The 18,943-nt window shown below is 62.2% G+C and carries 20 protein-coding genes; 9 read left to right on the forward strand and 11 right to left on the reverse strand.

The annotated features are described in order from the left end of the window. Window positions 1–121 precede the first annotated feature (121 nt). From Q1B16_RS12940 to Q1B16_RS12955, 4 genes are read right to left on the reverse strand one after another with little or no spacing between them, the layout of a single operon-like run. Complete coding sequence (locus Q1B16_RS12940) at window positions 122–979, reverse strand: DMT family transporter (protein WP_299789892.1); 858 nt, start codon at window positions 977–979, stop codon at window positions 122–124. Between the two features lie 33 nt (window positions 980–1,012). Then, the gene (locus Q1B16_RS12945; RefSeq protein WP_299789194.1) at window positions 1,013–1,630 is read right to left on the reverse strand and encodes an SH3 domain-containing protein; all 618 of its coding nucleotides are present in this window, start codon (window positions 1,628–1,630) and stop codon (window positions 1,013–1,015) included. Then, window positions 1,627–3,198, reverse strand: coding sequence for a glutamine-hydrolyzing GMP synthase (gene guaA / locus Q1B16_RS12950; protein WP_299789197.1), 1,572 nt, complete (start codon window positions 3,196–3,198; stop codon window positions 1,627–1,629). The genes Q1B16_RS12945 and guaA overlap by 4 nt, the downstream gene beginning before the upstream one ends. Window positions 3,199–3,252: 54 nt before the next feature. Continuing rightward, window positions 3,253–3,462 carry a hypothetical protein gene (locus Q1B16_RS12955; RefSeq protein WP_299789200.1) on the reverse strand — a complete coding sequence of 70 codons (210 nt, stop codon included), beginning with the start codon at window positions 3,460–3,462 and terminating at the stop codon, window positions 3,253–3,255. A gap of 187 nt (window positions 3,463–3,649) precedes the next feature. Between Q1B16_RS12955 and Q1B16_RS12960 the strand changes: the two genes are divergently transcribed. Continuing rightward, entirely contained in the window at window positions 3,650–5,194 is a 1,545-nt protein-coding gene (locus Q1B16_RS12960; RefSeq protein ID WP_299789203.1) for a trimethylamine methyltransferase family protein, read from the forward strand. Here Q1B16_RS12960 and Q1B16_RS12965 read toward each other — a convergent pair. After that, window positions 5,187–5,498 (reverse strand): DUF6477 family protein, encoded by a 312-nt coding sequence (locus Q1B16_RS12965; protein WP_299789206.1) that lies wholly within the window; start codon window positions 5,496–5,498, stop codon window positions 5,187–5,189. The genes Q1B16_RS12960 and Q1B16_RS12965 overlap by 8 nt on opposite strands. Window positions 5,499–5,740: 242 nt before the next feature. Here Q1B16_RS12965 and Q1B16_RS12970 point away from each other — a divergent pair, with 242 nt between their 5' ends. After that, window positions 5,741–6,781 (forward strand): DUF6456 domain-containing protein, encoded by a 1,041-nt coding sequence (locus tag Q1B16_RS12970; RefSeq protein WP_299789209.1) that lies wholly within the window; start codon window positions 5,741–5,743, stop codon window positions 6,779–6,781. 192 nt (window positions 6,782–6,973) lie between these two features. Next, on the forward strand, window positions 6,974–7,924 hold the full coding sequence (lipA, locus tag Q1B16_RS12975; protein ID WP_299789212.1) for a lipoyl synthase: 951 nt from the start codon (window positions 6,974–6,976) through the stop codon (window positions 7,922–7,924). Window positions 7,925–8,040: 116 nt separating this feature from the next. Here lipA and Q1B16_RS12980 read toward each other — a convergent pair whose 3' ends face one another. Beyond that, the gene (locus tag Q1B16_RS12980) at window positions 8,041–8,922 is read right to left on the reverse strand and encodes a cytochrome c (protein WP_299789215.1); all 882 of its coding nucleotides are present in this window, start codon (window positions 8,920–8,922) and stop codon (window positions 8,041–8,043) included. A 9-nt stretch (window positions 8,923–8,931) separates the two neighbouring features. Next, entirely contained in the window at window positions 8,932–9,396 is a 465-nt protein-coding gene (locus Q1B16_RS12985; protein ID WP_299789218.1) for a cytochrome c, read from the reverse strand. A gap of 97 nt (window positions 9,397–9,493) precedes the next feature. Between Q1B16_RS12985 and Q1B16_RS12990 the strand changes: the two genes are divergently transcribed. After that, window positions 9,494–10,390 (forward strand): LysR family transcriptional regulator, encoded by an 897-nt coding sequence (locus Q1B16_RS12990; protein ID WP_299789221.1) that lies wholly within the window; start codon window positions 9,494–9,496, stop codon window positions 10,388–10,390. A gap of 27 nt (window positions 10,391–10,417) precedes the next feature. Here Q1B16_RS12990 and hpt read toward each other — a convergent pair whose 3' ends face one another. Next, entirely contained in the window at window positions 10,418–10,960 is a 543-nt protein-coding gene (gene hpt / locus Q1B16_RS12995; RefSeq protein WP_299789224.1) for a hypoxanthine phosphoribosyltransferase, read from the reverse strand. A gap of 72 nt (window positions 10,961–11,032) precedes the next feature. On the opposite strand from hpt, the gene Q1B16_RS13000 reads away from it, so the two are divergent. Then, window positions 11,033–11,476 carry a type II toxin-antitoxin system RatA family toxin gene (locus Q1B16_RS13000; RefSeq protein ID WP_299789227.1) on the forward strand — a complete coding sequence of 148 codons (444 nt, stop codon included), beginning with the start codon at window positions 11,033–11,035 and terminating at the stop codon, window positions 11,474–11,476. Here Q1B16_RS13000 and Q1B16_RS13005 read toward each other — a convergent pair. Genes Q1B16_RS13005 through ispF form a run of 3 tightly spaced genes read right to left on the reverse strand, consistent with a single transcriptional unit; the run spans window position 11,467 to window position 12,913 of the window. Then, the gene (locus tag Q1B16_RS13005; RefSeq protein WP_299789230.1) at window positions 11,467–11,952 is read right to left on the reverse strand and encodes a CinA family protein; all 486 of its coding nucleotides are present in this window, start codon (window positions 11,950–11,952) and stop codon (window positions 11,467–11,469) included. The genes Q1B16_RS13000 and Q1B16_RS13005 overlap by 10 nt on opposite strands. Further along, window positions 11,949–12,434: a phosphatidylglycerophosphatase A gene (locus tag Q1B16_RS13010; RefSeq protein ID WP_299789895.1), complete on the reverse strand. Its 486-nt coding sequence runs from the start codon at window positions 12,432–12,434 to the stop codon at window positions 11,949–11,951. Before Q1B16_RS13010 ends, Q1B16_RS13005 begins: the two co-directional genes overlap by 4 nt. After that, window positions 12,434–12,913 carry a 2-C-methyl-D-erythritol 2,4-cyclodiphosphate synthase gene (gene ispF, locus Q1B16_RS13015; protein WP_299789233.1) on the reverse strand — a complete coding sequence of 160 codons (480 nt, stop codon included), beginning with the start codon at window positions 12,911–12,913 and terminating at the stop codon, window positions 12,434–12,436. The genes Q1B16_RS13010 and ispF overlap by 1 nt, the downstream gene beginning before the upstream one ends. A 180-nt stretch (window positions 12,914–13,093) precedes the next feature. Between ispF and dusB the strand changes: the two genes are divergently transcribed. From dusB to Q1B16_RS13035, 4 genes are all read left to right on the forward strand, one after another. Then, window positions 13,094–14,077, forward strand: a complete 984-nt coding sequence (gene dusB / locus Q1B16_RS13020; protein WP_299789236.1) for a tRNA dihydrouridine synthase DusB — start codon at window positions 13,094–13,096, stop codon at window positions 14,075–14,077. Continuing rightward, window positions 14,074–15,183 carry an ATP-binding protein gene (locus Q1B16_RS13025; RefSeq protein WP_299789239.1) on the forward strand — a complete coding sequence of 370 codons (1,110 nt, stop codon included), beginning with the start codon at window positions 14,074–14,076 and terminating at the stop codon, window positions 15,181–15,183. The genes dusB and Q1B16_RS13025 overlap by 4 nt, the downstream gene beginning before the upstream one ends. Beyond that, a complete protein-coding gene (locus Q1B16_RS13030; protein WP_299789242.1) occupies window positions 15,183–16,553 on the forward strand; it encodes a response regulator in 1,371 nt (456 codons plus the stop codon). The genes Q1B16_RS13025 and Q1B16_RS13030 overlap by 1 nt, the downstream gene beginning before the upstream one ends. A gap of 174 nt (window positions 16,554–16,727) precedes the next feature. Further along, window positions 16,728–18,935 (forward strand): PAS domain-containing sensor histidine kinase, encoded by a 2,208-nt coding sequence (locus Q1B16_RS13035; protein WP_299789245.1) that lies wholly within the window; start codon window positions 16,728–16,730, stop codon window positions 18,933–18,935. Window positions 18,936–18,943: the final 8 nt, after the last annotated feature.

Below are 18,943 nucleotides of genomic sequence, written 5' to 3' on the forward strand. Positions count from 1 at the left end.
TGGACCCTCATCCCTCTGAAGTTAATTGTCTCCTCGAGCAAAGGGGTATCGAAACGCTGATGAAAGGGTCAATTTTGACCATACGTCAGCGTGACGGTTCTTCCGCAGCGTCACATTCTTGTTACGCGCGCGTGCTCGACCATATGTTGTAGTAATTCGCGCCGAAAATCAGGGCCGCCCCCAAGAGGACGAACGGGTCCAACGGCTCGGCGTATAGAAGCACTCCGACAATCGCGATCACCGGCAATCTGGTGAAATCGATTGGCATTACAATTGTCGCCGGGGCCAGCGACAGTGCGGTTGTCAGGCAGAAATGCGCGACGAGCCCGGCTACGGCGATGACGACCACCCACGGCAGATTGTCGAGTGTCGGAAGGGCGATGTCGCCATCGAAACCCGCAAAGCCAAGGCCGAGCACCGCTTGCATCACCGTGAGATAGAACAGGATACAGGTGATCGTTTCGGTTCGGGTCAGTTTGCGCGTGAACACGGCCGATCCGGCAAATCCTATGGCTGCGAGGGCCGCCGTGACCAGACCGACGTGGAATGTCTCCGGGCTGGGGCGTGTCACGATCAGGATGCCGACAAAGCCGATCACCGCCGCGATGGCCTGCGATTTGGTCAGGCGTTCGCCCAGCACCAGCGGGGCAAGCAGCATGACCCAAAGCGGCGAGGTGAACTCAAGCGCGAACACCTGAGCCAGCGGGATCACGGTGATCGAGTAGAACCAGAGGTTCTGGCCAGCGAAATGACTGAGATTGCGAATGAAATGCAGCCCAAGTTTCTGCGCGCGCACTTGGTGGAGCGTTCCGGCAATGAGCGCGACGGAGATCACGATGACCATACCGATCAGGCTGCGGTACATCATGATTTCGAACGTATCGAGATCGAGACTGACCGCGCGCCCGGCGATTGCCATTGACGTGAAAGACACAATCGCGCCGATCATCCACAGACACGCGCGCAGGGTCGGAGACAGCGTCATTCGCGCGCTCCCGTACGAAAGGGCAACTCAGTCACGGGGGAGATGACAACAACCGGACAGAAACCGCCGCTTGCCGGGCGCGATCAATTGCATCGTGATGGTCCATCCGTAGGACCGATCACTCATCCCGTCGTTGCACTGTGCGCCGGACAGGATGGCTTCGATCACTTGGGTGTCCTCCGTGGCAACGGTGATGAGAGCGGGGCTGCCAAGCCTGCCTTCGGCGACGCGGGCACTGTCGAAGGTGAAATCGGTGTCGCCGTCCGACGGGTGAGAATAGCGCGCCTCGTCGCCGTAAAGCCCCAGCGCCCAGAACGGTTCGGTTCCGCCGCAGACGATGCCTTCGGGAACCGTCGTGTCCCCGATGGTCGCAACCTCGTCACGGGTCAGAAAGCGGGTGGACACCCAACCATCTCGCTCGTTCAGCGCGATCCGCGCCCAGTTGCCGGTGGCATCAAACTCGAACGCCTCGATCCGGCGCGCGTTGTAGGGCAGGTCGCCGATATCGGCACTGCCGGCCGACGGTTCGGCGCGGATGTTCAGCACGTCGTCGATCGCCACGCCTATCACGCGATGATAGGTCGGTTCGGCCTGACCCTGCATCGGCAGGACAAGCGCAAGGCCGGCAAGGCTGACGCGGATCATTCCCACTCGATGGTTCCCGGCGGCTTGCTGGTGATGTCGTAGGTCACGCGGTTGATGCCCTTGACCTCGTTGATGATGCGGGTGGCGGTTTCGCCCAGGAAATCGTGGCTAAAAGGGTAATAATCCGCCGTCATGCCATCGACGGAGGTGACCGCGCGAAGGGCGCAGGCGAAATCATACGTGCGCCCGTCGCCCATCACACCCACGGTGCGGACGGGCAGGATCGCGACGAAAGCCTGCCAAATCTCATCGTAGAGGCCATGTTTGCGGATCTGGTCGATATAAACCGCATCGGCCTTGCGCAGGATGTCGAGCTTTTCGCGGGTGATTTCGCCGGGGCAGCGGATGGCGAGGCCGGGACCGGGGAAGGGGTGACGACCGATGAAGCTGTCGGGCAGACCCAGTTCGCGGCCAAGCTCGCGCACCTCGTCCTTGAAGAGCTCGCGCAGTGGTTCGACCAGCTTGAGGCCCATCTTTTCGGGCAGGCCGCCGACATTGTGGTGCGATTTGATCGTGACCGAAGGCCCGCCGCTGAAGCTGACGGATTCGATCACATCGGGGTAGAGCGTGCCTTGCGCCAGAAATTCCGCGCCGTCGATGTCGTTGGCATATTTCTGGAACACGTCGATGAACAGGCGGCCAATGATTTTTCTCTTGGTTTCCGGGTCACTTACGCCCTCAAGTTCACCCAGAAACAGCTCTTGTTCCTGCGCGTGGATCACTTGCAGGTTCATGTGGTCGCGGAACATGGCGACAACCTCGTCCGCCTCGTTAAGACGCAGTAGGCCGTGGTCCACAAAAACGCAGGTCAGTTGATCGCCAATTGCCTCGTGCAGTAGGGCAGCCGCGACCGAGCTGTCGACGCCGCCGGACAGCGCGCAGATCACCTTTTTGTCGCCAACCTGATCGCGGATCTTGCGGACCGCCTCGTCGCGGTATGCGTCCATCGTCCAGTCGCCCGTGAACCCGGCCAGTTGCACGAAGTTCTGATAGAGCGTCTTTCCGTTGGGAGTGTGGTGCACCTCGGGGTGGAATTGCACCGCGTAGAAGTGGCGGGCACGGTCGGCTGTGATCGCGAAAGGTGCACCGGGAGAGGTGCCCAGAACCTCGAAACCCGGAGCGATTTCAGAGACGTGGTCGCCGTGGCTCATCCAGACCTGTTCACGGCCAGAGCCGTCCATGAACCAGCCGTGCAGGATATCGTCGCGCGTCTCGGACGGTTTGACCCAAGCGCGGCCAAATTCTGCGGTCGCGTGTTCGCCCGCTTCGACGCGGCCACCCAGATCGTGCATCATGACCTGCTGACCGTAGCAAATGCCAAGGATCGGCACGCCCAGTTCATATGCCGATTGCGGCGGGCGCGGGCTGCCGTCGCGCATCACGCTGTCCGGGCCGCCGGAAAAGATGATCGCTTTTGGGGCAAATTCCGAAAGAAATTCATCCGTAACCTTCTGGTAAGGATGGATTTCGCAATAGACGTTCAATTCGCGCAGGCGGCGCGCGATAAGCTGCGTCACCTGGCTGCCGAAGTCGATAATGAGAAGGCGGTCGTGATCTGAGGTGCTCATGGCTCCTGATAGGCAGAGCCACGGAAATTGGCAATAACGCTGACGCGGATTTGGTCAGTCCTCTTGCCAGTCGCGCTTCGGGCGATGCCAGGTCTTGCCCATGTTCTCGTGCACAAGCCGCGCGCCGAAAATCCAGATGAGAAAACAGATCACGATGGACAGGCCGAAAACAAGAGAGCCAAGGGCGAACCCGACCCAAGCCACGGCCACTCCGGCCAGCAATACGGCGAACATCGCGGCAGTCTTTTTTGTGCCAAAGCGCATGGGTCTCTCCTTGAACGGTTCATACGCCTAACGGGTGATGCAATCGTGCGGTTCCCTCTGGCGCCGCCGAATGTCGCTTTCGCGACGCACAGGACGCAATCCGTCGCTGTCGCCCTCTGGTCTCATACTATGGAAGGTCCACCGGACACCGAGCCGGGGCCCTATTGTATCCGCACGGAGTTAGATCATGGCAGAAGCAGAAACACGCAGACGGTCACGCGGCGGTGGCGGTGCGGCGCGGCGGGCGGAACGCACGGCGGTTTCTGTGGAAACAGCCAAATATATCCAGCGCAATATCCCGAACTTCGAGATCCTGACCGAAGAGGCGCTCGAGATCATCGAGACCAACGCTGAAACCGTGCTGGCCGAGATCGGTGTGAACTTCGTCAACAACCCCGCCGCCCTTGATCTCTGGCGCGACGCTGGGGCCGAGGTGACGGGCGAACGTGTGCGAATCCCGCGTGGTCTGGCGCGCAAGCTGTGCAGCACCGCGCCGTCGACATTTACCCAGCAGGCGCGCAATCCGAACCGCGCGGTGGAGATTGGCGGGCGCAACCTCGTACTGGCCCCGGTCTACGGCCCGCCCTTCGTGCATGACGCGCTTGGCGGGCGGCGCTATGCGACGATGGCGGATTTCGAGAAATTCGTGAAGCTGGGATATATGTCCAAGTGGTTGCACCATTCGGGCGGCACGGTCTGCGAACCCACCGACATCCCGGTGAACAAGCGCCACCTCGACATGCTGATGGCGCATATGACGCTGTCGGACAAACCATTCATGGGGTCGGTGACAGAACCCAGCCGCGCACAGGACAGCGTGGAGATGTGCGAGATCCTGTTCGGCAAGGACTACGTGCAGGACAACACCGTCATGACGTCGCTCATCAACATCAACTCGCCGATGACTTTCGACGACGTGATGATGGGCGCTTTGGAGGTCTACGCGCGCAACAACCAGGCCTGCATCATCAGCCCGTTCATCGTCGGCGGTGCAATGGCGCCTGTGTCGGTGGCGGGCACGCTGACACAGGTTCTGGCCGAGGTGATGGCCGGCATTGCCTACAGCCAGTTGGTCCGCCCGGGTGCGCCGGTGATCTTCGGGGCCTTCGTGACGTCCATCGACATGAACTCGGGCGCGCCCACTTTCGGCACGCCGGAGGCCAGCCAGATCACCTATGGCGCCGGGCAATTGGCGCGGCGGATGAACCTGCCGTATCGGTCGGCGGGCAGCTTTACCGGATCGAAACTGCCCGACGCACAAGCGGCCTACGAGACTGCGAACAGCCTCAACATGGGTCTTTTGTCGGGTGTGAACTTCATGCTGCACGCCTGCGGGTGGCTCGAAGGCGGGCTTGTCGCGTCTTTCGAGAAATTCGTCATGGATGCCGACCAGTTGGGCGCGCTGCACAAGATCGCGCAGGGCATCGCAATCGACGAAGAGGCGCAGGCGATGGGCGCGATCGCCGAGGTGGGGCCGGGCGGCCATTACCTTGGATGCGCCCACACGCAGGCCAATTTCAAATCTGCGTTCTGGCGGTCAGAGGTGTTCGACTTCAAACCCTTCGAGACATGGTTCGAAGAAGGCGCCCGCGATACGATGGCGCTGGCCACCGAACGCGTGCAGCGCCAGATCGACACCTATCAGCAACCCGCGCTCGATCCCGGTATCCACGAGGCACTGACCGAGTATGTCACCAAGAAGAAAGCGTCGATGCCCGACGCCTTCATGTAAGGGACACCGGACCGGCCTCTTGTGACTGGGCGCGCAGGATCTGCGCCTCGCCCATGACTGCCGTCAGAACATCCACATGCGCGGCGACGCTGTAACAGGCGTCGCCGTTCTCGCGCTGTTCGTTCAATTCGGCCTCGATCGACATCAGCTTGACCAGAGCAGGTCCGGTCCGTGGCGACACGCCATACCCCAACAGCCGTGGCAGACGCGCCTCACGACGGTAGCTTTGCGCCCCGATGCGCGCGGCACGGATCAGCAGTCGCGGACGGCGCAACTGGGAGAGTTGTGTCAGAAGGTCTTGCATGGTGATCCCCTTTAAGTGAGCGGAAAACTCCGCCGAACGGGATGACCATGGCACAACCTGTACGTGTGTTGCGTCGCGGCAGATTCGGCGCGCGGTGCCCTTCCTGTTTGTTTACGTTTTGGAAACACAAACTTCCCTGACGCAGAAAGTTAACAAATCAGAAACAAATACATCCTTAGGTTGCAATCCGTCTGTGGATAAACCTGGGGGCTTTTTTGACAGACTTCTGAAGGGGGAACACTATGACTGACCTGCAAAACGTCCGGATCGAAAGCGGCGCGGTTGCGCTTTTACCGGAAGCCGCGCGTCGCTATCTCGCGCATACCACCGAGGGCCGACCGATCCGCGAAATCGCCCGCGAGGCCGGGTGCCACGCATCGACTGTGCTGCGCCAGGTGCGCAAACTCGAAACGCTGAGGGACGATCCGATGGTGGACCGCGCGCTTGCCGGACACGCCACCGTCGACGCCGCGTCCGAGGCCGCCTGTGCCAGCATGGATGACCTGACCGACGCGCTGCGCCAGCTCTGCCAGCCGCGCGCGATGATGCTCTACAACGCCGATCTGCGGCAACCCGCCATCGTCAAGACCGTCGGCGAAGGCGAAACCGTGGTTCTTGGGGCAATCGATCTCGACCTGGCCGCTGCACTGGTTCTGCGCAACTGGATCGCGGCGGATGGCGGCACGGCGGTCAAGCGGTACCGCGTCACCGAAGAGGGCCGCAGCAATGTGCCGGGGCTGGTCGCGGCGCGTGACACACGGGCGGCACATGCGCTGGAAGACGCCCTGGGTTTTGGACGCGAAGCTGGCCCGGACCGGCGCTCGCGGGATCGATCGCTCCCCAATGGGCCGGGCTTCGAAAGCCCGCTGACCGCGCTGGCGCGGCGGCGCGGCCCCGACGGGCGACCGTTTCTTCCCAAGGATTTCGTCGCGGCCGGAGACCGGCTCTACGAGGATTACGCCATCGCCGGTTTCACCGCGTCCGATCTGTTGGGCTGGGATTGCCCAAGCGCTCTGGACCGGCTCCGCGCCAAAGCATCGGCCCTGACCAACGCGCGTCGCTTTGAGGCCGCACAGCGCACGCTCGATGCGGTCGGGGATCTTGGCCCGGGTCTGAGCGAAGTCGTGCTGCGCTGCTGTTGCCTGCGCGAAGGATTGGAGGCTACCGAAAAGCGTCTTGGCTGGTCCGCGCGGTCCGGCAAGGTTGTCCTGCGCATCGCGTTGCAACGGCTGGCGCTGTTCTACGCCGGTCGCCGCAATCAGGGGGCCGGACTGATCGGTTAGGACGTCCCCGACGCTGGGGCCAAGCGACGCAGCCACCTGCATGACGGCCCACAAACCCCAGTAAATACTGTGCAGGAGGAACTCGTTACCCTTGGGAATGTGAAGCCGCAACGCAGCTATGCAACACTGGTACTACCTCCTGCTGTGGCCTATGTTAGAGGAGTTCCGTCCAGACATTGCGGGGAAAAACCGTTGCGCGATCTCAAGATACCAGAACAACGTCATCCGGAAAAAGCTCATCGTCCGGACAACGCCCAGCCGAAGAAACCAAGCTGGATCCGGGTCAAGGCGCCGGGTGGCGAAGGGTATAACGAAACGCGCCGCATCATGCGGGAAAACAACCTCGTCACCGTGTGCGAGGAAGCGGGCTGTCCCAATGCCGGCGAATGCTGGAGCCAGGGGCACGCGACCATGATGATCATGGGCGAGATCTGCACCCGTGGCTGCACGTTCTGCAATATCGCCACCGGCCGTCCGGACACGCTCGATGCGTTTGAACCGGGCCGTGTCGCGGATGCGGTACAGAAGCTGGGGCTGAACCATGTGGTCATCACGTCGGTTGATCGCGACGACCTTGCCGATGGCGGGGCCGAGCATTTCGCTCAGACCATTCGCGCCGTGCGTCACCGCTCGCCCAACACGACGATCGAAATTCTCACACCGGATTTCCTGAAATGTGCGCCCGACGCGCTGGAAACCGTCGTTGCGGCGCGTCCGGACGTGTTCAACCACAACCTGGAAACCGTTCCGGGCCTTTATCCCGAAGTGCGTCCCGGCGCGCGGTATTTCCATTCGCTGCGGCTTTTGCAGCGGGTGAAAGAGATCGATCCGTCGATCTTTACCAAATCCGGCATCATGGTGGGGTTGGGCGAGGATCGCCAGTCGGTGATGCAGGTCATGGATGACATGCGCGCGGCGGATATCGATTTCCTGACCATCGGCCAGTATCTGCAACCGACGCCGAAACACCACGCGGTCGATCGCTTCGTCACGCCCGAGGAATTCGCGGGTTATGAAAAAGCGGCCTACGGCAAGGGCTTCCTCATGGTCTCGGCCACCCCGCTCACGCGGTCGTCCTATCACGCGGGCGATGATTTCGCCCGGCTGCGCGCCAATCGTGAGGCGAAACTGGCCAAGGCGTGACCTGCCAAAAGCTTCGAAGCTTTTGAACAAAGCCTGCGTAGGCTTTGGCTCCGAGATGTCATGAATACGCGCGGACATCCTTCAAAGGATGCCGCCAAAGCCTTCGAAGGCTTTGGCTACGGCAACGCCTTGAGATAGGCAGCCACCGCCGTGCGGTCGCCTTCGGGGAGTTTGGCAAAATTCTCGATCACCGCCACCATGTGACCGCCCGCGCTGTCGTAATCGGGGGTAAACCCGGTTTGCAGGTAATACGCGATTTCCGTCGGGCCCCAGGTCAGATCGTCCGGCGTCAAGGACGGAATCGTGCCGCGCCCGGACGGATTCGGCGCACCGGCGAGCCATTGATCGCGATCCATGCCGCCAAGCATCGTGCGTGGCGTGTGGCACTCGCCACAATGGGCCAAAGCCTCGACAAGGTAGCGACCGCGTTCGACGTCCGGTTCAGACGCAGCGGCCAGAACCCACGTGTCGGTCAGATAGAGCTGCTTCCAGACACCGACGGCACGGCGGATGTTGAAGGGAAAGCCCACCTCGTGCGACTGGCTTTGCGTTTCGTCGGCGGGAAGCGTCTGCCAATAGGCCCAGAGATCGGCAACATCCTGATCGGTCATGTGGACGTAAGAGGCGTAGGGGAAGGCGGGGTAATAGTGCCGACCCTCCGGTGAAACACCGCGCTTTACCGCGCTGGCGAAGTCGGTCAGCGTCCAACCGCCGATCCCGGCCTCGGCATGTGTCGAGATATTGGGCGCGATGAAGGTGCCGAAATCCGATTCGAACCTCTGGCCACCGGCGAGGATCAGCTTGGCATCACCCTCGGCGTCCGGGGCTGCGTGGCACGAGGCGCAGCCCGACGCGATGAAGACGGTTTCGCCGTTGACCGGGTCCGCCTCCATCCCGTCGAAAGCCGCACTTTCGACGGGCGTGGCTCGCGTCACGAACAATCCGGCCGCCACAACGGCGGCCAGGCCCAGGCCGGTAACAATCAGACCACGCGCCATCAGAAGGGATCAGCTTTCAGGGGCGCGGTGGGTGTCGTGACACGCCTTACAGGTTCCCCCGATCGTGCCCATTGCCGGCCCGAGCGCTTCGACTCCGCCGGATGCCGCGGCCTGGATCGCCTGCGCGCCTTTACCGAAATCGGACCATTTGGACAGGAAATCGTCATTTTGCTCCCAAATGGTCGTTTGCGCACGGGTGCCATCGATGGACATATCGTCCGACCCTTCGGGCCACATCGGGGCCTGCTGAATCATCGACACCGCAACCAGAGTGTCCGCCGCAGCCTGCGCCGCTTCGGCGTCGTACTCGGTCTTGCCCTGCGCCATGTCACCGAGGATGCCGAGATTGATCGCCATGATCCGGAACTGCCCCTGACGGGCTTTCAGCTGAGCGGAAAAGTCGGATTGCGCGTAGGCGACGGTGCCACAGCCCAGTGCAGCAAACGCGATCGCGAATGTGAGGCTCTTCTTCATCAATTCATACTCCCTGAAAATTGTATGACGTAAAATCTAGTATGCCTCGCTTGTGGTGCAATTTAATTGTTAGAAATTGCAAAAAGGGTCCGCATACATGCACAAGCTGATTTGGGACGACCTGCGATTTGTTCTGGCCGTGGCCGAAACAGGGTCGGTGAATGCGGCGGCCAAGGTCTTGGGCGTCAATCATGCCACCGTCCTGCGCCGCATCGCGTCGTTCGAGGAAACTTGCGGCGGGCCGGTCTTCGAGCGTGATCGCAGCGGCTACCGCCTGCGTCCCAATCGCGCCCCGGTGATCGAGGCGGCACGGCTTGCAGCCCAGCACATATCCTCGGCAGAGGCGCTGATGCAGGGCCAGTCGAACCAGGTGGGCAAAACCTGGCGCATCACGTCGACCGACACGTTCTGCCAGACGGTACTGGCGTGGATCTACCCGGCCCTGGCGCGTCGCGTTGCGCCGGATCGGCTGACCTACCTGTCGTCCAACGCGCATCTCGACATGGCGCGATTGCATGCCGACATTGCGCTGCGCCCGGCGATGGTGCTGCACGATGACCTTGTCGGTCGGTCATTCACAGAGATGCGATTCAGTGTCTACGCCAGGGCCAAGCGCAGCGACGCGCAAGGCTGGCTGGGCATGGCCGGTGCGCTTGAACGATCCGGTCCGGCGCAATGGATGGCCCGAGAAGTCGACTCTGCACAGGTAATCGCCAGCGCCGACAGTTTCTGCCTGCTGACCCAGATGCTGGGCAAAAGCAACGCTCAAGCGATCTTGCCCTGCATCCTTGGGGATGCGACCCCGGGTCTTGAGCGGGTGGCCAGCGACGCGCCAGACTTTCTCGTGCCGGTCTGGATTGCTTGTCACCGCGATCTTGCGGGGAGCGAAAGGTTGCAAAGCGTCATGGACAAGATGGAGAAACTGCTACAACCGCACATCCCGGCAATTGCGGGCGATCTTGCCAGCCGCGATGCCGTAAAGGCCACTGGTTAGCCCAGCCGTCGATGAAGAAGCTCCCTTTCACACCTCCGGGAAGCGCACTTTGCCGATATAGGGCAGGTTGCGGTTGCGCTGCGCGTAGTCGATGCCGTAGCCGACGACAAATTCGTCCGGGATCGAAAACCCGATCCAATCCGCTGCCACATCCGTCTCCCGCCGCGATGGTTTGTCGAGCAGGGCGATCGTCCGAAGCCGCCCCGGATTGCGCGATTCGAGCAGGCCGACGACGTGTTTCAACGTGTGCCCGGTGTCCACGATATCCTCGACCACCAACACGTCGCGGCCTTCGATCTGGCCGCGTAGGTCTTTCAGGATGCGCACCTCGCGGCTCGATTCCATGCTGTCGCCGTAAGAGGACGCCTCGAGGAAATCCACCTCGACGGGCAGGTCCAGTTCGCGCACCAGGTCGGCAATAAAGACGAAGCTGCCCCGCAGCAGCCCGACCACGACCAGCTTGTTGGTGTCGCGGAATTCTTCCGTGATCGCGTTCGACAGTTCTTCGATCCGCGCGGCGATGGCCTTGGCCGAAATCATCTCGTCGATGACATAAGGACGCTCTGACATAGGTTTCCCTTGATTTTCCGGGCGCACAATACGACATCCCCGCCCACTGTCACGGTCAAAACAAAAGAGCAGATGCCCACACACTCAGAAACCCGCACCCTGCCGTACACGGCGCAGCAGATGTACGATCTGGTGGCGGACGTGTCGAATTACCCGAAATTCCTGCCCTGGACGGCGGCGGCCCGCATCCGTTCGCGCGAGGATCGTGGCGATCACGAGGAAATGCTGGCCGATCTGGTGATCAGCTTCAAGGTGTTCCGGGAACGCTTCGGCAGCCGTGTGGTGCTCTGGCCCGAGCAGAAAAAGATCGACACCGAATACCTGGATGGCCCGTTTCGGCACATGCATTCCAATTGGGGATTCAAGGATGTCGAAGACGGGGTCGAAGTGACCTTCTACGTCGATTTCGAATTCAAGAACCGGATCCTGCAAGGGGCGGCGGGCATGTTCTTTTACGAGGCGATGCAGCGCATTGTCCGCGCTTTCGAGCGCCGCGCGGCAGAGCTTTATACCTGAAGCTCTCGCAGCGCCGCTATCAGAAAAGACAGGGCTTCGTCGCGCGCCGCCAGACGGACATTTGCGCGGCCGAGCGCGCCGAATTCGATGGTTTTGCTTTCGATCCGCGCGTCCGTGGCAAGTCCAAAGCAGACGCGCCCTTCGGGTTTGAATTCGGACCCGCCTGGGCCGGCGATGCCGCTGATCGACACTGCGACGGCGGCCTTGGCGGCGCGTAACGCGCCCTGCGCCATCTCGCGCGCCACCTCTTCCGACACCGCGCCGTGCGCCTCCAACGTTTCTGGCGACACGCCCAACATCTCGACCTTGGCCGCGTTGGAGTAGGTGACGAAGCCGCGCTCGAACATGGAGGAGGATCCGGCGACATCGGTGATCGCCGCGGCAACCATGCCGCCTGTGCAGCTTTCGGCGGTCGTCACGGTGACGCCCGCGTCGATGGCCAGCTTCAGAAGCGTGTCGGCGAGGGGGGCGGTCACATCAGCACCAGATGGAACAAGGCGGCGAAGGCGATGACACCGACAGCGGCGAAGACCCCCGCGATCACGTCGTCCAGCATCACCCCCAGCGCGTCCCCGCGTGCGTCGGCCTTGCCCACAAGCCACGGCTTCCAGATGTCGAACAGGCGAAACAGCACGAAAGCGGCAATCCAGCCGGGATAGAGCTGCCATAGCTCAACCGACATCATCATCGCGCCGTAACCCACTGGAAACAGGGCGATCCACTGTCCGACCACTTCGTCGATCACGATATAGGATGGGTCATGATCCTTGCCGTCGCGCGTCAGTTCCCGTGTGGCGATCCAGCCGGACATGAAGACGAAAAAGGTCAGGTTTACAAAGAGCCAGAATCCGGCGAAGGACAGAATGGCGTAGGCGACCGGCAAGGCCGCCAGCGACCCCCATGTCCCGGGAGCAGGCCGCAGAAAGCCCACGCCGAAGAAGGTGGCGACAAGCTTCATCATGTCGCCACCAACGCCGCCGTGGCGAGCGCCGCAATGCCCTCACCGCGCCCGGTGAAGCCCAGCTTTTCCGACGTTGTCGCTTTGACCGAGATATCGCCGACGGGCATCCCCATGATGTCGGCCAAAGTGCTGCGCATCGCGTCGGCATGGGGTCCGATTTTCGGAAATTCGCACACCAGCGTGCAATCCACGTTGCAGATCTCGTATCCCGCATCCCGCGCCATCTTCACCGCGTGTCTCAGGAATATCTCGCTGGCGGCGCCCTTCCACTGCGGGTCCGAAGGCGGGAAGTGCCGACCTATATCGCCCGCTGCCAATGCACCGTATAGCGCATCGGTGATCGCATGCATGCCGACATCCGCGTCCGAATGACCCATAAGCGCCTGATCATGCGGGACTTTCACACCACAGAGGACGACATGATCGCCGGGCCCGAACTTGTGAACGTCATAGCCATTGCCGAGCCGCACTTTCATATGCAAATCCCTTGAAATCCTGCCGCGTGTCTAAGGTTTGTCCGGGGCCTGTGCAATCGCCCCGAGGCTCGTGCCTAAAAATTAGGCAGAGGTCAGGTGGCGGTCTGTTTTTCAGGCTAATATCATTGAATGGCGTGCTGGCACAGCGTAGCTGAAACTCATCAATCAAGGATTGCAGCGGTGACACCGTCGGTTCCAGAAAATCTGATCTCTCCCCCCGTGTTGCTGGCCCCTCTGGCCGGGATCACGGACCTGCCGTTCCGCAGCCTTGTCTCGGAGTTCGGGGCGGGCCGCGTGGTGTCCGAGATGATCGCCAGTGGCGAATTCCTGACCGCGCGCCCGGGCACCCGCGAAAAAGCCGAGCTTGGGGCAGGGATCGCCAACACGTCGGTCCAGCTTGCGGGCCGCACGCCCGAGGCGATGGCCGAGGCTGCGCGCATGGTCGAAGGGATGGGCGCGCAGGTGATCGACATCAATTTGGGCTGTCCTGCGAAAAAGGTGGTGGGTGGCTATTCCGGTTCGGCGCTCTTGCGCGATCTGGATCATGCCTGCCGGTTGATCGACGCGGTGGTCGGGGCGGTGTCGGTGCCGGTCACGCTCAAGACGCGGCTGGGATGGGATGATGCCTCGCACAACGCCGCCGAGCTCGCACAACGGGCCGAGGCGCTCGGCATCGCCATGATCGTCATTCACGGGCGCACCCGCTGCCAGTTCTACAAGGGCCGCGCCGATTGGGCCGCGATCCGTGCCACCAAGGACGCGGTGTCGATCCCGGTCATCGCCAATGGCGACATCGTCGACACCGCTACGGCCCGTACTGCACTCAAGCAGAGCGGCGCGGATGGCGTGATGGTCGGTCGCGGGGCGCAGGGGCGGCCGTGGGTGTTGGCGCAGATCGCGGCGGATCTCTACGGCGCACGCCGCCCGACCATCCCCGAAGGTCAGGCTCTGGTGGACATGGTGGCCGGGCATTACGACGCGATGCTGTCCTTCTACGGCGCGGAGCTTGGGGCCCGCGTCGCGCGCAAACATCTGGGCTGGTACATGGACGACGCGGACACCGATCCGGGTCTGCGCAAATCCATCCTGACCGCCAAAGATCCACGTTCCGTCTTCGCGTCCTTGCCTGATGCGCTTCTCACCGATGCGAGGCAGGCCGCATGACCGAGCAAACGCCCGACATGCCGAAACCGGTCGACGAACGCCTGATCTGGTCGTCGCTGCCGGTGCCCGCCATCGTGATCGACGCGGACGAGAACATCCTCGACATGAACCCGGCCGCTGAAGGCTTCATGAACAACTCGGCCAAATGGCTGCGGGGCCAGCCGATCTGGGACCGGCTGACCGTCGACGCGCCGATGGAAAACAGCCTGGCCCGCGCCCGCGCGAACGGCACGCCTCTCTTCGTCAACGACGTGGATGTCGGACCGGGATCGCGGCCGCCTTTGGTGTGCAACCTGCAATTCGCGCCGATGCAAGGACAGGACGGCTGCATGATCCTGCTCATCAGCCCGCGCGAATTGGCCGGACGGGTGAACCAGAGCCAGTCCGTCAAATCCGCCGCCAAATCCGCCATCGGCATGGCCGAGATGCTGGCCCACGAGATCAAGAACCCGCTCGCCGGAATCACCGGTGCCGCGCAACTCCTCAGCATGAATCTTACCAACGGGGACCTCGAGTTGACCGATCTGATCGTCGAGGAAACCCGCCGGATCGTGAAACTGCTCGAACAGGTAGAGCAATTCGGCAACCTGTCCGCGCCCGAGCGAAAGCCGGTGAACCTGCACGATGTGCTGGACCGCGCACGCAGGTCGGCACTTCTCGGGTTCGGCGCCCATATGACCATCATCGAGGATTACGATCCCTCTCTGCCCCTGGCGCTGGGGGACAGCGACCAGCTGCTTCAGGTGTTCATGAACCTCATCAAGAATGCGTCCGAAGCAGCCGATCCGAAAACCGGCGGCAAGATCCGCCTGCATACTTATTACGAACACAGCTACAGCCTGCGCCGCGCCGATGGTTCTGGCCAATCGCTGCCCTTGCAGGTCGAGGTCATCGACGACGGCCCCGGGCTGCCGCCCGACATAAAGGGCGACGTGTTCGACCCGTTCGTCTCGGGGCGTGAGAATGGCACCGGGCTTGGACTCGCTCTGGTGAGCAAGATCATCTCGGATCATGACGGCTGGGTCGCGGTCGATAGCGTTCCAGGCCACACCCGCTTTCGCATTTCGCTGCCGCAAGCGCCGCGAAAACAAAAGGAGCCACACTGATGGACGGCACGGTACTTGTTGCAGACGACGATCGCACGATCCGAACGGTTTTGACCCAGGCGCTGACGCGGGCAGGCTGCAAGGTTCACGCCACGTCCTCGCTGACCACGCTGATGCGCTGGGTGGCCGAGGGCAAGGGCGACGTGGTGATCTCCGATGTCATCATGCCCGACGGCAACGGGCTCGAGATGTTGCCCAAGATCAGCCAGGACCGTCCCGATCTTCCGGTGATCGTGATCTCGGCTCAGAACACCATCATGACGGCCATCCAAGCGGCCGAGGCCGAAGCCTACGACTACCTGCCCAAGCCCTTTGATCTGCCTGACCTGATGAAGCGCACCGCCAAGGCGCTCGATTCGCGCAGCCGTGTGGCACGGCCAAGCAGCGCCCCGGTGCCCGATGATGCGCCGGATGACCTCCCATTGATCGGCAAGACCCCGGCGATGCAGGCGCTTTACCGCTTGGTGGCCAAGGTCATGAACACCGACCTGCCGGTGCTGATCTGCGGCGAGTCGGGCACTGGAAAATCGCTCATCGCCAAGGCGTTGCACGATTTCTCGGACCGGCGATCCTTGCCCTTCGTGACCGTCACCGCCAGCGATCTGGCCGATATCGAAGGCCCTGCGCGGGTTCTGGCACGGGTGCGCGGCGGTACGCTTTTGATCGACGAACTGGCCGATGTCCCGGACGAGGTGCAGGCCCGCATCGTGCGGATGATGGACGGACCCGGCGACAACGTGCCCCGCTTCATCGCCACCAGCCAGACCGATCCGGGGCAGGGGATCTCGGACAGTGGCGTGCGTGAAGACCTCTACTATCGCATCAGCGGGGCGACGATCGCGGTGCCCTCCCTGCGTGAACGCGTCGACGACATCGCCTTGCTCAGCGAGCATTTCCTCGCCCGTGGCGAACGCGATGGCGGGGCGAAACGCTGGCTCTCCGAAGACGCGGCGGATCTCTTCCGAGCCTATAGCTGGCCTGGCAACGTGCGACAGCTTGAAAATGTGGTGCGCAGGCTCAGCCTGACCTCCCGCGCCGACGAGATCACCCGCGCAGAGGTGGAAAACGTGCTGGGCAACCAGCCCGAGACCGGCCCCGTCCTGCGCGGCGGCGACAGCGAAAAGCTCAGCACGTCAGTTGCGCGGCACCTGCGCCGATACTTCGACCTTCATGGCACGATGTTGCCACCGCCGGGGCTCTATCCGCGAATCCTGCGCGAGATCGAAGCGCCTCTGATCGAAATCGCGCTCGAAGCGACGGGTGGAAATCAGGCAAAATGCGCGGATTTGCTTGGGATTAACCGAAATACGCTCAGAAAGAAGATCACCGACCTCGATATTCAGGTGACACGACGCCGCAAATTGATGTAAAACTGCCACATAATAGTGTTCTGGCGGTGACGCAGTTGGCCGGAAACACAAAATATGGCGGTAGCCGGACTGCGCGGCACATCTAGGCGGGGGTTGGCTGTGGCCACCTGGGCACGCTCTTGGACTTGGACCCGGCTGAGCCGGATGCGTCGGCAACGGCGCTATCAGAACGCCATGACCCTTGGTCTGGTGATCCTCGGACCCGTTCTTGCCATTGCGACAATCCTCGTTCTGGGGCCACTGGATACAGGCGCCGGGGCGCAGCTGAACCTGCGGCTCGTGCTGCTGGCAGACCTTGTCTACATGCTTCTTCTGGCGGCGCTGGTGCTCAGCCGAGTCGCCACCCTGATCGCGGCGCGGCGGGCCAAATCCGCCGGATCGCGCCTGCACCTGCGCCTGACCGGCGCTTTTGCGCTGATGGCGTTGCTGCCCACCATCACCGTGGCGGTCTTTGCGGTGCTCACCATCAATATCGGTTTGGAGACCTGGTTTTCGGAGCGGGTCCGCAACGTCGTGGGCGCGTCGCTCTCCGCTGCCGAAGCCTACGAGCAGGAACACCGCGAAGGGCTGACACAGGACGCGCAGGCGCTGGCCGCGTTTCTGGATGCCAACCGCCGCGCGACCTTCATCATGGACGACGGCGAGTTGCGGCAGGCGCTCAGCCAGGGGCAGGCCCAGATCCAGCGCGGGCTGCGTGAGGCTTATGTCATTGACGGCGCAGGGGAAATCCGCGCGCGGGGCGAAGGGTCTTACCTGTTCGACTACGAACGCCCCACACCGGATGTGTTCGCCGAAGCGGCCGAGATCGGCATTTCTCTTGTTCAGGATTGGGACAACAACGAATTGCGCGCGCTGATCCCGCTGCGCGCATTTACAGATCGTTACCTCTTCATCACCCGCGAAGTGGATGGCCAGATCCTCAACCTGCTGGACGACACGCAGGAAACCGCGCGGTTCTATCAGCAGCAGGAAAACGACCGGGGCCGTGTCCTGTTCGACTTTGCGCTGCTTTACCTGGGCTTTGCGTTTCTGCTGATCCTTGCCGCGATCTGGCTGGGCCTGTGGTTCGCCGAACGGCTGAGCCGCCCGGTGGGCCGTCTGGCGGGGGCGGCGCAACGCGTGGGGTCGGGCGATCTGGACGTGAAAGTGCTCGAGGAAGAGGGCGACGACGAAATCGCCATGCTGGGGCGTTACTTCAACCAGATGACTCGGCAGCTCAAGGGCCAGCGCGAAACGCTTTTGGACAACACGCGCCAGATCGAACGCCGACAGCGGCTGTTCGACTCCGTGCTGACCTCGGTCACGTCAGGCGTTGTCGGTCTCGATGCGGATGGACGCGTGACCTTCGTGAACCGGTCGGCGGAACGGCTGCTGGCCTGGCACGAGAACCAGCGTAGCGTCGAGATCACGATGGCGGTGCCGGAGTTCGGGCCGCTGTTCGACCGCCTGCGCGAGCAGGGCATCGAAACCGCGCAGGAAGAGGTCAAAGTCAGCCGCGAGGGCCGGTTGGAAAACCTGCTGGTGCGCCTGTCCACGCGCCGCCGCGAAGATGGTGGGCTCGAAGGCTACGTGATCGCGTTCGACGATGTGACAGACCTTGTGAGCGCGCAGCGCATGGCGGCCTGGGGCGACGTGGCGCGGCGCATCGCGCACGAGATCAAGAACCCGCTCACCCCGATCCAGCTGTCGGCGGAACGCATCCGGCGCAAGTTTCGCAAACAGCTTGCCGGTGAAGATGCCGAAAGGCTTGAACAGTTGACCGAAGTTATCGTGCGTCAAACCAATGACTTGCGCCGAATTGTTGATGAGTTTTCCAAGTTTGCAAGGATGCCCGAACCCGAGCGCAAACCCGAGGACGTGGTCGAGATCCTGCAAAGCGTCGTTCTGTTGCAAGAGGCGGGCCAGCCCGAGGTGCGCTTCAACGTGGACCTCCCGGATCATGGCATTCCGGCCGAGATTGACGCGACGATGATCGGGCAGGCGTTCACAAATTTGGTGAAGAACGCTGGGGAAGCCATTGAAGGCTATGTCGAAACGGGGCCAGAGGAGAGTGTCTCGCCGGAAATTCGTATCTCCTGCGTGCATACCGATGACATGGCCGAAATCCGGATCGCCGACAATGGCATCGGCCTGCCCGAAGACCCGTCGCGCCTTTTCGAACCCTATGTGACCACGCGCGAGAAAGGTACCGGGCTGGGCCTGCCGATTGTGAAGAAGATCATCGAGGAACATGGCGGCACGCTGACGCTCGAACAGGCGGAGGCATTCGACGACACCGGGCGGCGCGGGGCAATGGCGGTGGTCCGACTGCCGGTTCTCGTCGATCCAACCCCGCTGAGAGCAACCAAACTGACAAAGAAACGTGACGATCCACAGATATGAGGATGAGG

The organism is uncultured Marivita sp., assembly GCF_947488135.1.
Taxonomy (GTDB): domain Bacteria; phylum Pseudomonadota; class Alphaproteobacteria; order Rhodobacterales; family Rhodobacteraceae; genus Marivita.